The sequence below is a fragment of the Acinetobacter stercoris genome (genome assembly GCF_900323515.1).
In the GTDB taxonomy this organism is placed as follows: Bacteria; Pseudomonadota; Gammaproteobacteria; order Pseudomonadales; family Moraxellaceae; genus Acinetobacter; species Acinetobacter stercoris.
Window position 1 is genome coordinate 1 of the sequence record NZ_OOGT01000025.1, and the last position, 13,844, is coordinate 13,844.

Genomic DNA, 13,844 nt, shown 5'->3' on the forward strand with positions numbered 1-13,844 from the left:
CTTTATATTCTAATATTTCTTTATATTCTAATATTTTCTTTATATATTCTTCACACTTTATACAAAAAATAATATTTCCTTTACATTTTGTATAAATTTACCATGATACATCACACAACTAGTTGTGTTTCACCTCATTCAATCCTGATTCGCACCTGTCGCACTCTTCCTTTATAATACTGGTGTCCATTAGAATTGAAGTGAAGTTATGCATCGCAGCAGTGGTAAGTCAAAAAATAGTAAAACGGCGAATGCGCCGAAAAAAATCATCAGCTATGAAAAAAAGCCTGATCCTGCGATTACAGAATACTCTGTTCAATCTTTAAACTGGCTACGTAAAGCTGAATTTCTCATGAGTGCACCCAAACTAAATCTCTGTGTAGAAGATACAGGTTATGAAATTGCATTTGCAGGACGTTCAAATGCAGGGAAATCCAGTGCAATTAATGCCTTGACCAATCAAAAGCAACTTGCACGTGCATCGAAAAAACCTGGTCGTACCCAGATGATCAATTTCTTTAGCTTGGGAAATCCTGACCAACGACTTGTCGACTTACCAGGCTATGGCTATGCAGCTGTACCTGAAGCCATGAAAATCGTATGGCAAAAGGAACTTGAAAATTACCTGATCCATCGTCAGAGTTTACAAGGACTGGTTCTCTTAATGGATATCCGCCACCCACTCCAGCATTTCGATGTGATGATGCTCGAATGGGCATATTCACGCAAATTATTTGTGCATGTTTTACTGACAAAATCCGATAAGCTGAATCGTGGACCAGCAAATAAGGCATTACTTGAAGTTAAACAACAATTGAAAAAAATGAAGCTTAACTTTTCCATTCAACTGTTTTCTTCGTTAAACAAGCAAGGTCTGGAAGAACTTGCAAGTGTCATGGCTGGACGCTTAAATTTCACATTATCCGAGTCAAGCCAGTTTGACCTGGACTCTATACCTGAAGCTTCTGAAGATGATCAGGATGAGATTTAAAAACAACCTTAAAAGCTTTAGATATTGTTCTACAAAAAACAACACAGAATGATATTCGTATGTCCCCTATTGCTAAAAACAGTAGGGTTTTTTTTATCTATACTGAGAAGCAAATCACAATAGAAAAATCAGGAATGTGTGATGAGCATTTTATCCCGTTTAAAGAATAGTAAGATCGGATCATCTATTCAGTATCATATAAAACCACGAAAAGTAAAATTTGAGTGGACTGAAACCCCTGTAGACTGGATTCCAAATCACCCCTTTGTAAGCTATTTTATTAATGAAATTAATATGATTCTTCCAGCAGGTGAATTTTGGTTCTGTCGTTTATATAATAAAGTTCTACCGCAGATTACTGATGAAAAATTAAAAGAAGACGTGCGTGCCTTTATCCGCCAGGAAGCAATGCATGCCCAAGCCCATAATTCAGCAAATAAAGAATACTTAACCGCTCGCAATATAAGTGTTGAGCGCAATTTAAAACTCATGGATTTTCTGTTTACCAAAGTCCTTGCAGATGAACCATTAGGTTTAAAAGTTCCAAAACTGGCAGAACATCATTGGGATTTATTCCGCTTGGGAGTAGTAGCGGGTGTAGAGCATATGACCTGTGTATTAGGTAAATATGCGCTTTATAATAAAGAATGGGCTGCACTTGGTGCAGATACCAATATGCTGGATCTGGTTAAATGGCACGGTGCAGAAGAAATAGAGCATCGTACCGTCGCATTTGATTTATACCGCCATTTAGGTGGAAGTTATATTGCCCGTTATTATATGAGTGTGTTGGTCATTGTTGCGGTACTTGGTTTATGGGTGGATGGCGCCGCACATATTATGTCTCAAGACCCTCGTTTCAGTGATAAAAAACCAAGCCTTTTCAGACCCTGGATCTGGCGTGAATGGTATAACATTTCTCAAAAAGACAACCGCTTACTACCAAATCCTTTCTGGCTGGTATCACAGCAACTCGGTTATCTAATGCCTTGGTATGATCCTGTTCACGAAGCAAAAACAGAAGATGCACTTGCATATCTTGATCAATCCCCAGCAGCAAAACGTGCTCTTTTAAAAGTGGCTTAATCATGCCTAAAAAGCACGACAGGTTTCTATAAGCGAGTTTGGGCTCTTTAAACTGCCCCGCTTTTAGAGCAAGAAATCATCTAATACCAACAGATAACCCCTCTTTTAAAGAGGGGGTTTTTTATATATTTTTATTCGCAAAAGCTCAGTCAGTTACTTCTGGTTCTTTAGTATAGCGGTCAACCACAACGCTAATCATCATATCTCCCTGAACGTTTACAACGGTTCGAACAGTATCCAAAATACGATCTATTGGCAGTAAAATGGCAATAGCTTCTGCAGGCAATCCAACAGATTGTAAAACCATAATCATGGTGACCATGCCTGCACTTGGAATACCAGGTGCACCTAAGGATGCAATCATCGCCGTTAGACAGACAATCACCTGCTGACCAATACTTAAATCCAGACCGATCAGATTGGCAATAAAGAGTGCCGCTGCCGCTTCATACAGCGCAGTACCATCCATATTCATTTGCGAACCAATTGGAATCACAAAACCTGCTGTTTGCGGTCTTACTCCTAAATTATCACGTGCACATTGCATAGAAAGCGGTAATGTCGCTGAACTGGAGCTGGTTGCAAACGCCGTAATTAACGCTGTCCTTGAACCCTTAAAAAAGGTAATCGGATCCATTTTTCCAAAAATCCAGAGCAACAAAGGTAGAACCACTGCACCGTGAAAAATGGTAGTTCCAGTTACCACTACAGCAAACTCTAATAAACGACTTAGCACAGACATATCTTCTGTAGATAATAGCTTGGCTAATAATGCAAAGATGCCAATGGGTGCAAGTTTCATAACCCAGCCAACCAGCAGCATCATCATGTTAAAGAACTGTTGCATTAACTGGCGTATACCTTGTAGTTTCTCTCCACCTTTAACCAGAGCAGCACCAACAAAAAAGGCAAAAACAACTACAGCAAGTACATTCCCTTCACTAAAGGCTTTAAAAGGATTAATTAAGGTATTTTGAATAAAGTTGGTAAGAAAAGAACCTGGAGTTAAAGTATCAGGTGTCTGGTGCTGGTTCATGGCTTCTTTAAACAAAGAGATATCCATACCCTTTCCAACTTCAAACAAATGCGTACTGCTTATTCCCAAGATAAGTGCCAATGTTGTCGTAGTAAGGCAGCAGATCAGAGTAATCTTCCAGACTCGTCCAAACTGACCGCCTGCCTGTAAGTTGGAAACACCGACGACTATTGAGCTAAAAATCAGTGGAACCAGCAACATTTTTAATAGACCAATAAAAATACTACTGAGAATAGTGAGTGCATAAATACTGCTATCAAAAAAAGCTGTATCTGGATACAAGTTCAGTAAAAAACCAAATACCACACCTAAAACTGCGGCAATAAAAATTTGAGTATTTAAGCTCATCTGCGTTGCTTATTTAATCTTCCTTAAAAGTTAATATGCCATTGCGAATTTGAATAATCGAGATTTTTTTATCATTTATATATCTTTAAAATGAAAATACCATCATTTTAAGATGGTATTTTCATTCATTTTATGCCGCATTGATTTAAACCAAAACGCTTTTAAGCAGAATTCAATCTAAAATACAATTAAAGCATATCAAGCTTTGATAACTTGATGCTATTCAAAAACGCACACTAAAACTCAGGTTTCTATCTCATGTAACCGCATCAACCCCTCCTGAGTGGTACTACATACCAACTGTCCATTTTGCCACATGCGACCAAAATTCAATCCACGGGAATTGGTACTCACCGTTGCTTCCATATCATAGAGCATCCATTCATCGGCACGAAATGGCTTATGAAAATAGATCGAATGATCAATACTGGCGATTTGCAAACTTGGGGTTAAATAATTTAAACCATGTGGACGAAGCGCTGTAGTCATCAAATTAAAATCTGAATAAAAAGCAGCAATAGACTGGTGTAATGAAATTTCACTTACATCGGCTGGAATCGTTTCATACGTCCTGATGTAGTGTGCATTAAACGGTGCTTCTGGTTGCGGCTGGAATGGATTACTTGGATTTACAGGACGGATTTCTACCCAGCGAGGTCGCATAAAACTGGCACGTACATTTTCGGGAATAAAGCTGATTAAACTTTCTTTTAATTCCTGTTCTGATTTCAAGCTTTCAGGATTTGGATATTCTGGTTCTGTAATCTGGTACTCTAAACCCTCTTCTGGTTTGGCAAAAGAAACCATTGCTATAAAAATAGTCCGGCCATGTTGAATGGCTCGAACTTGCCGGCTTAAAAAACTACGCCCATCACGAATACGATCTACTTCATAAATAATGGGTGCATTTACATCACCGCCATATAAAAAATATGCATGTAAAGAATTTGCAGGTCGATCTGCTGTATAAGATGCTGCACGCAATGCCTGCCCCAGGACTTGACCACCAAACACTCGTTTTCCAACCAGATTTCGGCTTTGTCCACGAAAAATGTGTTCTTCAAGCTTTTCTAAAGTCAAAAGCTCAACTAATTCTTGGGTTAAGGCATTCATATAAACCTATCCTATATCTTTATCTACACATGGTAGATATTTCCTATTTTGTGAAGGAATTTTCAAATTGAGTGTATTTTGCCACAAAAGCATAGCTATTCACTAAGGATTAATTGACTGGATTGTCACAGTTGCTATTCAATATAATTACCCTAAATCCCACTTTTAACGATAAAATCTACCAAAAATCATGCAATTTGTTAGAAAATGACATATTGTTTTATGCTTCATTATTTAGAAAATACTTGGCTTTGATTTTTCAAAGTAAGATCTCTCAATGTGTAGGAGTTTATATGTCCAAGAATAACTTTGGTCAAATGTATCGTCAGCTTTCAAGTAAGCTACTTGACCTTGTGGTTACACCACATGTTCTTGGGGAAGTTCCAAGTAAACCTGTACAAACTGAAGACATCTCAGAAACTGTAGAAAAATCGGAATCTAAAAAAGTTATTTGCTATGTGTTACAAAACTACTCCCGAAGTAACGCCTTAGTCGTCGATGGTGAAACACGTCGTTTAAACCTGACACCTGCACTTGACCCATTGGTCATAGGAACACATACAGAAAAAGCAGCTGTTTTGTTTTTACAACACCAAGACGAAACCAATCTGCTAAATCCGCCTCCACATGCATTTCCTCCACGTTTACTCCGTTTAATCGAGCAGCTTGAACAACATCCTGAATACGAAATTGAGCTAATACCTGTGACTGTGCTTTGGGGACGCTCACCAGACAAGGAAGATTCATGGTTTAAACTACTCTTTACAGACACATGGGCTACCCCGAGTAAAGTTAAACAGCTTATGAATATCGGGCTGCATGGCCGTCAGTCTTTCCTTGAATTTCATGAGCCTCAGTCTCTACGTGATCTGGTCAATACCGCTAAAACCGAATATCCAAATTTATCACCAGCCACGTATATCATTAGTGAGCTGAATAACTATTTAGATCGACAACGTGAAGTTGTACTTGGACCAGATCTTTCTGACCGCCGCAATGTTATGCAGGATCTGATCAAATCCGAGGACGTGCAAGATGCGATTCGTAAAGAATCCATCCGCTCTAAAATCAGTATGATCGAAGCCGAACGTCGTGCGATTGGCTTTGTCAATGAAATCGCTTCAGATTATTCTTATTCAGCAGTACGTTTTGCCGAAACAGCGTTAACACGTCTTTGGACACAGCTCTATGATGGTGTAGAAGTTCATAACTTCAGTACAGTACGTGAACTTGCCAAAGACTATGAAATTATCTACACCCCTTGTCACCGTAGTCATATTGACTACTTACTCTTATCTTATGTGATCTTTAAACGTGGTTTACGTGTGCCATATATTGCAGCAGGCGACAACTTAAACCTACCTTTTGTGGGACAGTTACTACGTGGTGGTGGCGCATTCTTTATCCGCCGCTCATTCCGTGGAAATGCTTTATACACTGCAGTTTTTAAAGAGTATTTGTATAGTATTTTATCGCGCAATACACCACTTGAATACTTCATCGAAGGTGGTCGTTCCCGTACAGGTCGCTTACTTCCACCGAAGACTGGTATGTTGGCAATGACTGTTCATGGACACCTACGTGGTCCTGAAAAACCGATTGCCTTTGTTCCAACCTATATCGGTTATGAACGGCTTATGGAAGGTTCAACCTATGTTGGAGAAATGCAAGGTAAGCCTAAAGAATCAGAATCAATTTTAGGCATCCTAAAAACTTTAAGAAAAATCGAACGCATTTTCGGTAAAGTGCATGTCAATTTTGGAGAACCAGTTTTCCTCAATGATTTACTTCGTGCGCATGACGCCGACCATATCCGTATCGAAAGTAATGATGCACCGATTCCTCAAGAAGTTTCAGATGCAGTGAATAGCTCAGCACATATTATTCTGGAAAATATCAACCGTGCTGTTGTGATCAATCCTGTGTCTTTACTGTCATTGATCCTTTTAGCAACACCAAAACATACACTGGATGAAGAAATCTGTATCAAACAACTTGATACTTACCGTGATTTATTAGCTGCAGAACCTTATGATGAGCGTACACAAGTCACTCCATTATCAGGTAAGGAAATCATTGCCTACGGCTTGAAACTCAAGCTCATCAAACGTGTTAAGCATGTTTTGGGCGATATTATTGCGATTGAAGATAATCAAGCAGTTCTGCTGACCTATTTCCGCAACAATATCTTGCACACCTTTGTTTTACCATCATTGATCGCGTCACTGGTTGAACATAACGGCAAGATTAGTAGAGATGACCTGGTCAATGTAATCTGCACACTCTACCCATTCTTAAAAGCTGAATTGTTCTTAAAATGGAATGTGGAGCAACTGGAAACTCCGATTTGTAAATATGTGGATGCTTTGGTTAGTGCCAAGTTAATCTCACTAGATGAAAATCAAAACCTTGTTTGCCCAGCACCGAACTCGGAAGATCATAATCAGTTAGTGGTTTTAGCTGCTCCAGTCAAGCAAAGTCTTGAACGTTACTACATGACTTTGGCACTTATTACTCAACGTGGTTCTGGCAATATTTCAACTCGTCAGGTTGAAGAACTTAGCCACTTACTGGGTCAGCGTCTATCTGTGCTCTATGAGTTCAACTCACCTGAGTTCTTCGATAAAGCCTTGTTCCAGAGTTTTATGAAAGTTTTGACTCAGCAAGGCTATATCAGCACCAATGAAGATGGCGCGATTGTATTTGATGAAAGTTTTAAAAACGTTGCACAATATGCCAACTTAGTTTTGGATGATGTGACTTTACAGATGCTACAGCATATCACTGCATTTACAGATGAGGAGCTTAAAGAAGTACTGGATGCGGTTGCAGCTGAGCAGGCGAAAAAAAGAGCGAAGCGGAAGAAAGGTTAGAGATATTCAACATATTTTCTCTGCTTAAATTAGAAAGTATTAAAAAGCGATCTTTTTAGGTCGCTTTTTAATAATTGGTGAAGTAGCTATTTTGATTAATAATAAATCAATATCATTCCATATAACACTTATCATGTTAATTTAACAAGTAAATTTTTATATTGTCATTTTTGATGCTAAGATTAATCCTTATATTAATAATCAAGAGGAAATAAAAATGACAAGTCCAACTTTTATACATGAATTGCCAGAACAATTGTTAATGCAGATGACTCCAGAGGAGATTGAACAATGCATCAAAGCAGAACAACTCTATTATCAACATAAACCCAAAACGATTTACTATTTAGCTGTAAATGGCGCTAAGTCAAAAAATGGGGGATTGGTTAAAGCTACATCTCAGTACAAGGTAGATGGATTAGCAGTTGCTCGTGTTGGTGATGAAGTCATTTATGCAGATGGAACAACATCTAAAATTATTTCAGGTGCTGGAGTTGCATGTATTGTTGAAGGTGCTTCAGTTGCTCTTATTGGTAGCCGTTTGGAAAATGGTGATGAAATTATTGATAGCCCTGATACATCAGTTCGCTTTCAAATATTTAAAGACCAACCAACACCTAAAGGTTTTCTTGAACATTAATAATAACAAAGAGTTTAAATAATATGGCTACGCCTTATATTACGATTGGCTGCCCCACCACTGGCGGTGGAGTGGTTCTTACAGGTCAAGATAGCTTTAAAATTGAAGGGATTCCTGTTGCTTGCGTTGGGGATAAAGCAACATGTCCATTGCATAAAACAGTTTCGACGATTATATCTGGTGATCAGTACATGAAAGTACAGGGAAAACCGATGGCGCGTGCTGGTGATGGTCTTTCATGTGGTTGTACATTATTGCCCAAGCAGTCGTTAGTTGTTGGTGATAATGCTCCAAGTGCCAGAGCCAATGCATTAACTTCCCAAATGTCAAATAATCAACAAAATACAAATAATAGTTTGGTGGATGATAAGAAAGAAAAGGAAAAAACAATTCTTTGTAAGCCTGAATGTCTAGGAAAAACAATTATATTCGACACAACACCAGGACCTTATACAATATCAATGGAGCTATGGAAGTTTATTTTATCTTTTGAGGGGTTTGAATCTACCCCATATGTTCCGAAAAATAGTGATAGTAGCGGTGTTACATTAGGTTATGGGTACGATTTGGGACAACAAAGTGCTGCACAAATTAGGAAAGACCTGTCACCTTATTACACAGCTGAACAAATTGATAGGCTTGTAAGTGTGGCGCAAGGAAAAAAGGGCGCTGCAGCCAGAAATGTTTTGCCTAAAATTTCAAATATTACAATTACGAAAGATAAAGCAACGGAAATGATAGTATCCGTAAAAAAACGATATGCAAATCAAGTTGTTGATATATATCCTGAAGTTTTAGAGTTACATCCACATTGCCAAGGTGCTTTATTGGATCTAATCTACAATCGTGGTAATGGTTTAAAAGATATGCCTAAACAACTTACAAGATCACACATGCGTGAAATTCGTGATGCTTTTAAGGCTGGTACACCTGAGAAGATTCCAGATATTCTACGGAACATGTCTAAATTATGGGTCGGAAAGGGTCTTAATGGATTAGTTAATAGACGAAAGGACGAAGCAACTTGGTTTGAGAAAGGACTTAAATGTGACTGCTATAAATAAATTACTTGTCTTAGGATTTTGTTCTTTATTACTAATGAATACTACTCATGCTGATAAAGTAAGGTGCACTAATCCTAATGGAACTACATTTAATGAAATATCCACTTGTTTATATGAAGATTATCAATATTATGACAAACAGTTAAATGTTGTTTATAAGAAAAAACTTTCCTCATTAAGTTCATATAAAAAAAATAAGCTCAAACAATCTGAGCTTAAATGGATTAAAACAAGGGATAGAGAGTGTAATGCTTTAGTTGATGAATTAAATTATGGGAAAGAAAGTCATTTCGCAGCAACTGAATGTAAGACTGACATGACCAAAGAACGTATTGAGTTTATCAAAAACTACAAATAATCAAACAAGTAATCTTGTGAGAAGTAAAGTTGGTAAGGCTAAATGGAAAGATTATCACAATGATAAATCTAAAGTTTCGAATGTTAGTTGTGAGCCCTTTAAATGAAAAAGATAATGATTCTATTATTTGTTATGTTCTCATNCATANCCATCGGACATGCACAAACAAGTAATCAATTAATTAGCAATAATNTTGNACCTAAGTACAATNCTNAATTAAGTGGCTCATACCCAACNCTAAAAGGAAGTCAATTTAAAAAAATTAATGATTCTATTTTAAAGTTTATTACAGTGAACTTTGATGGAAAAGATGATGCATATCCNACAGAATTANGTTTTAAGAAGCTATTTCAAAATAATGAAATTTTAAGCTTTNCTATTGATTACAANATAAGCAATTCAACCGAAAGATATTTTANTAAGTATTACACTTTAGANTTGTTAAAGAAGAAAGAGTTAAATCTATCTGAGTATCTTNAGTATAAAAAAATCNCTAAATCAGACATATTTGATAGTATAAATCTCTTTATTTCCCCATGTCTTTCCGCTGAAAAATCTCAGCCTGAATATTGTTCAGATATGACATTNCAAAGCNTNNTAGANAANAATACNAAGGTTANTTATTCTGATGTTTCAGGCTTTTTTTATAAAAAATAAAAATGATATAGGGATTGGTTTTNATTCTAATAANTTCACGANTANNTTTATTTATAATATAAAAACNANAAAGATCTCTTTAGATTAGAGAAACATTTTTAATGGAAACTCATATGCATAAAATTAAATTTTTTTTCTTGGTACAGTATTTTCTCTTTTTATTCAAAATGTGAATGCAGAAGATTCAACGAATAGTCAAAAATCAGAAGAACCACAATATGTTAATGATGGTGTAGTTGAATATTATTGTAATTCAAAAAAATCTTACTTTGCTTTTTATGCAGACTCACCAGAACCTCAGAAAGATGCTAAAAAACTAAAAATTGAAACTTACCCTTTATTAATAACGTCTAAAGAAGATTCTTTTGGCAACTATATGCGTTTAGGAAGTAAAAANGCAATACGNCAATGTGGCACAATAAAAGTTATTTTTGAAAGTGGTTATTATAATGCTAACATTCAAGGAGAGTTAGGACTAATGGACTACCCTCTAATGTCCATTTNTATAAATGGCAAAAAGATATTGGATAAAAGTATATTAAATTTATGTGCTTCTGNTGGGGTACGTGAAGTATGCCCAAGTGATTCTGCTATACAGTCAATAGAAATTACGAAAAAGACGAGCAAATTATATAAAATGGCATTAACTACAGCCATCCCTCAAGATAAAAATGAAAGTTTTAGATTAGAGAAAAAAATTCTCAAATTGAAAGTGGAGTAATCAAACAGCAAAATTTTAAATAATAAGTTACCAGTACATTCCTATAACCGATTTATAAAAATAGCGTTACTTTTTTAAGATAACGCTATTTTTATGTGCAAAGTAGAAATAAATCAAACCATGCTTATTTAGCGTAGGAGCATGCTATCTAACTGCTGCAATTAATTATGAAGTGCAGCAAATCTCTCTATATTCGCTGCCCAGCTCAATTTGCAAGGCCATACAGTTTAACAAGCAGATTTAAATTTTCTTAATCAGATGAAATGATTTGGATTTGCAAATTTCTTATTTAGAAAAAAACACTATTTCAGCTATGTTAGCAAAAAATACGAAGACTTATATGAATTTGAGATAACGATGAAGAAAATTTTAGCAACAGCTGCAATTGTAACTTTAAGCATAAATTTGGCTGCATGCGAAAAAAAGCCTAATACTAAAAGTGATGCTACTGGATCAGAATTAAAGACATTGACTATTGGTTATCAAAAAGCATCGTTAAAATTGATTGTTGCCAAGAAAAATAAAATTTTTGAACAGGCATTTCCAAACACCAAAATTGAATGGAAGGAGTTTCCAGCAGGACCACAAACATTGGAAGCGTTGAATGTTGGGGCAATTGATGTGGGATATACGGGGGATACGCCTGTTATTTTTGCACTATCAGCAGGAAAACCTATACAGTATTTGGCATATGAAATAAATTCAAAAAATGCACATAATCTTTTGATTCCAAAAACAAGCAATATTAAATCCCTACAGGATCTGAAAGGTAAACGTATCGGGTTGACCAAAGGTTCAAGTGCGCACTATTTCTTGGCAGAAGTATTAAAAAAAGCCAATTTAACTTGGCAAGATATTGAACCAATATGGTTAACGCCAGCAGATGGTCGAGCAGCACTGGATAAACAGTCTATCGATGCATGGGCAATCTGGGATCCATATTCTAGTGCTGCGGCTCTGGAAGGAAGTACCCGCGTTCTTATTGATGCCCAAACTTTACCAGCTGCATATAGTTTTTATTTATCATCACCTAAGTTTTTACAAACACATCCTGTTGAAGCACAAAAGTTTATTTCAAGTCTAAATCAAGCTGATACATGGATAAATGCAAATCCAGAAGAAACAACAAAAATATTGGCAGAGAGCACAGGCATTGACTTGAAGGTGGCTGAACGGGTTATGGAACACCGTAATACACCTTCTCCTGTAAGTTTATTGGATGAAAAAACGGTACAAGATCAACAAAAAATTGCTGATTTATTTTCAGGTTTGAAGCTTGTTCCAAATGCTGTGCAGATTAAAGAGCATAGCTGGAAAGGGGGAGAGTAGTTGTTGATTCTGGAAATACCATTAGCATATCTAAGCTGTTTATTTTAAATACAAAAAAAGCGCCATAAGGCGCTTTTAAATTGATTGAACTTTTATTCTTGGACAAAAGTAACAGTCCCATTTTCTAAAGACTTGACGCGTGCCAAAGATTCAACACGGTAGCCTTTATCGAGTAATAGCTCACGTCCAGGCTGGAAAGATTTTTCAATTACGATTCCGATGCCTACAACCTCAGCATTGGCTTGATGGATAAGATCGGCAAGACCGAGAGCGGCTTGACCATTTGCCAGGAAATCATCAATGACTAATGCTTTGTCATTTGCATCAATATGTTTTTTAGAAATCGCAATTGTGCTTTCAGTCTGCTTGGTAAATGAGAAAACTTTTGAACGGTATAAATCATCTTTTAGTGTCAAAGATTGATATTTACGTGCAAAAATAACAGGAACACCGAGTTCTAAACCCGCCATAACTGCTGGTGCAATACCAGAAGCTTCAATCGTAATGATTTTAGTGATCCCTGCATCTTTAAAAAGACGAGCAAATTCTTTACCGATGAGCTGCATCATTACAGGGTCAATTTGGTGGTTTAAGAAAGAATCGACTTTCAGAACTTGATCAGATAGAACGATACCTTCATCTAAGATTTTCTGTTCTAGTGCGTGCACAGGGAGATCCTCTGGGGGGCAGGTGCTTTTTCAAGCAAAAGCGTATTTTAAAAAGCACCCACAAAAATGCAAGCCCTAAATGATCGAAAGTGGAGATTTCTTATAAATATTACTCACAATGGATTAATTTTTATATCCAGTCATTAATAAACTATAAGATGTTTTGCCATCCTGATGTGTCATTTTCACTGGAGCATAATCCAGTTTAGGAGCAAGCCAGAAGACAGAATCTTTGTTTGGTTTATCATGTTTTAATACAACTTTAATGGTATCGAATGTACCAAAAGGTGTTGTAACTTTTTCTGAACCTTGCTTAACAAAACGACGTGCATCAAGTGCTTTTGCATCTGCAATGTAGTAGGTTGATTTCAGTGCACCTTTTTTCAAATCCTCACGTACCTGAAGTTCTGCATTTAATTCATCCAGCGCACCTGATTTCCAGGCAAAAGAGCGTGCTTTATCATCTTTTTTGGTATTAATCGTTTTTGAACCTGGATTAAAGTTGATGCTCATGGTGTTGTTATGGACGAGAATTTTACTGGTGCGACTAAAACTGTTGGATGTAATGTCTGAGCCATTGAATGAAAAACGACTTGTTTCACTTGCAGAGGCTATGACACCTGCTTTGGCAGCGAAAACATAAGTCCAGTTATTGCCTGATTTTGATAAAGTTCGGGTCGCACTTCCCATATTTTTACCGTTGTAGGCAAATTGATAACTTGCCTGAAATGGACTTATGGCAAGAGCATGGCTTGAGAACGTTGCAAGTAACAATGTGCTTGAAACACCTGTCACGATACTCATGGTTTTTAAAAAATTATTTGCCATTATCAATGTCCTTTACATTTTAGATGTGCAATTAAGTGATAGCACTTATTATGCAACTGAAAATGGAAGAAAAAATTAGGATTTTTACTAAAACTGTAACGGTAATGTAGTTTTTTAATTTCATCCATTTGA

At 36.7% G+C, this 13,844-nt stretch carries 11 protein-coding genes; 7 read left to right on the forward strand and 4 right to left on the reverse strand.

The window, feature by feature from the left end; genetic code table 11:
* The first annotated feature begins 208 nt into the window (after window positions 1-208).
* Entirely contained in the window at window positions 209-991 is a 783-nt protein-coding gene (gene yihA, locus KPC_RS04360) for a ribosome biogenesis GTP-binding protein YihA/YsxC (protein WP_121973193.1), read from the forward strand.
* 141 nt (window positions 992-1,132) lie between these two features.
* Complete coding sequence (locus KPC_RS04365) at window positions 1,133-2,077, forward strand: metal-dependent hydrolase (RefSeq protein ID WP_121973194.1); 945 nt, start codon at window positions 1,133-1,135, stop codon at window positions 2,075-2,077.
* A 145-nt stretch (window positions 2,078-2,222) separates the two neighbouring features.
* On the opposite strand, the gene KPC_RS04370 is transcribed toward KPC_RS04365, so the two are convergent.
* Window positions 2,223-3,461: a dicarboxylate/amino acid:cation symporter gene (locus tag KPC_RS04370; RefSeq protein ID WP_121973195.1), complete on the reverse strand. Its 1,239-nt coding sequence runs from the start codon at window positions 3,459-3,461 to the stop codon at window positions 2,223-2,225.
* Between the two features lie 243 nt (window positions 3,462-3,704).
* Window positions 3,705-4,574: an acyl-CoA thioesterase gene (locus tag KPC_RS04375; RefSeq protein ID WP_121973196.1), complete on the reverse strand. Its 870-nt coding sequence runs from the start codon at window positions 4,572-4,574 to the stop codon at window positions 3,705-3,707.
* Between the two features lie 293 nt (window positions 4,575-4,867).
* Between KPC_RS04375 and plsB the strand changes: the two genes are divergently transcribed.
* The 5 genes from plsB to KPC_RS04415 all read left to right on the forward strand — a co-directional run bounded on the left by plsB (window position 4,868) and on the right by KPC_RS04415 (window position 12,216).
* Window positions 4,868-7,447: a glycerol-3-phosphate 1-O-acyltransferase PlsB gene (plsB, locus tag KPC_RS04380; RefSeq protein ID WP_121973197.1), complete on the forward strand. Its 2,580-nt coding sequence runs from the start codon at window positions 4,868-4,870 to the stop codon at window positions 7,445-7,447.
* Window positions 7,448-7,664: 217 nt separating this feature from the next.
* The gene (locus KPC_RS04385; RefSeq protein ID WP_121973198.1) at window positions 7,665-8,087 is read left to right on the forward strand and encodes a PAAR domain-containing protein; all 423 of its coding nucleotides are present in this window, start codon (window positions 7,665-7,667) and stop codon (window positions 8,085-8,087) included.
* Window positions 8,088-8,110: 23 nt separating this feature from the next.
* The gene (locus tag KPC_RS04395) at window positions 8,111-9,151 is read left to right on the forward strand and encodes a pesticin C-terminus-like muramidase (protein WP_228212156.1); all 1,041 of its coding nucleotides are present in this window, start codon (window positions 8,111-8,113) and stop codon (window positions 9,149-9,151) included.
* Entirely contained in the window at window positions 9,135-9,509 is a 375-nt protein-coding gene (locus tag KPC_RS04400; RefSeq protein WP_121973199.1) for a lysozyme inhibitor LprI family protein, read from the forward strand. The genes KPC_RS04395 and KPC_RS04400 overlap by 17 nt, the downstream gene beginning before the upstream one ends.
* A 1,735-nt stretch (window positions 9,510-11,244) precedes the next feature.
* Window positions 11,245-12,216, forward strand: coding sequence for an aliphatic sulfonate ABC transporter substrate-binding protein (locus KPC_RS04415; protein ID WP_121973201.1), 972 nt, complete (start codon window positions 11,245-11,247; stop codon window positions 12,214-12,216).
* Window positions 12,217-12,308: 92 nt separating this feature from the next.
* Here the strand turns inward: KPC_RS04415 and KPC_RS04420 are convergent, their stop codons facing one another.
* Entirely contained in the window at window positions 12,309-12,884 is a 576-nt protein-coding gene (locus tag KPC_RS04420; protein WP_121973202.1) for a xanthine phosphoribosyltransferase, read from the reverse strand.
* 123 nt (window positions 12,885-13,007) lie between these two features.
* Window positions 13,008-13,712, reverse strand: a complete 705-nt coding sequence (locus tag KPC_RS04425) for a DUF3108 domain-containing protein (protein ID WP_121973203.1) — start codon at window positions 13,710-13,712, stop codon at window positions 13,008-13,010.
* Between the last annotated feature and the right edge of the window lie 132 nt (window positions 13,713-13,844).

Coding starts and splice junctions, on each gene's coding strand:
- yihA (WP_121973193.1), top strand. CDS start 209: ATGCATCGCAGCAGTGGTAAGTCAAAAAATAGTAAAACGGCGAATGCG.
- KPC_RS04365 (WP_121973194.1), top strand. CDS start 1,133: ATGAGCATTTTATCCCGTTTAAAGAATAGTAAGATCGGATCATCTATT.
- KPC_RS04370 (WP_121973195.1), bottom strand. CDS start 3,461: ATGAGCTTAAATACTCAAATTTTTATTGCCGCAGTTTTAGGTGTGGTA.
- KPC_RS04375 (WP_121973196.1), bottom strand. CDS start 4,574: ATGAATGCCTTAACCCAAGAATTAGTTGAGCTTTTGACTTTAGAAAAG.
- plsB (WP_121973197.1), top strand. CDS start 4,868: ATGTCCAAGAATAACTTTGGTCAAATGTATCGTCAGCTTTCAAGTAAG.
- KPC_RS04385 (WP_121973198.1), top strand. CDS start 7,665: ATGACAAGTCCAACTTTTATACATGAATTGCCAGAACAATTGTTAATG.
- KPC_RS04395 (WP_228212156.1), top strand. CDS start 8,111: ATGGCTACGCCTTATATTACGATTGGCTGCCCCACCACTGGCGGTGGA.
- KPC_RS04415 (WP_121973201.1), top strand. CDS start 11,245: ATGAAGAAAATTTTAGCAACAGCTGCAATTGTAACTTTAAGCATAAAT.
- KPC_RS04425 (WP_121973203.1), bottom strand. CDS start 13,712: ATGGCAAATAATTTTTTAAAAACCATGAGTATCGTGACAGGTGTTTCA.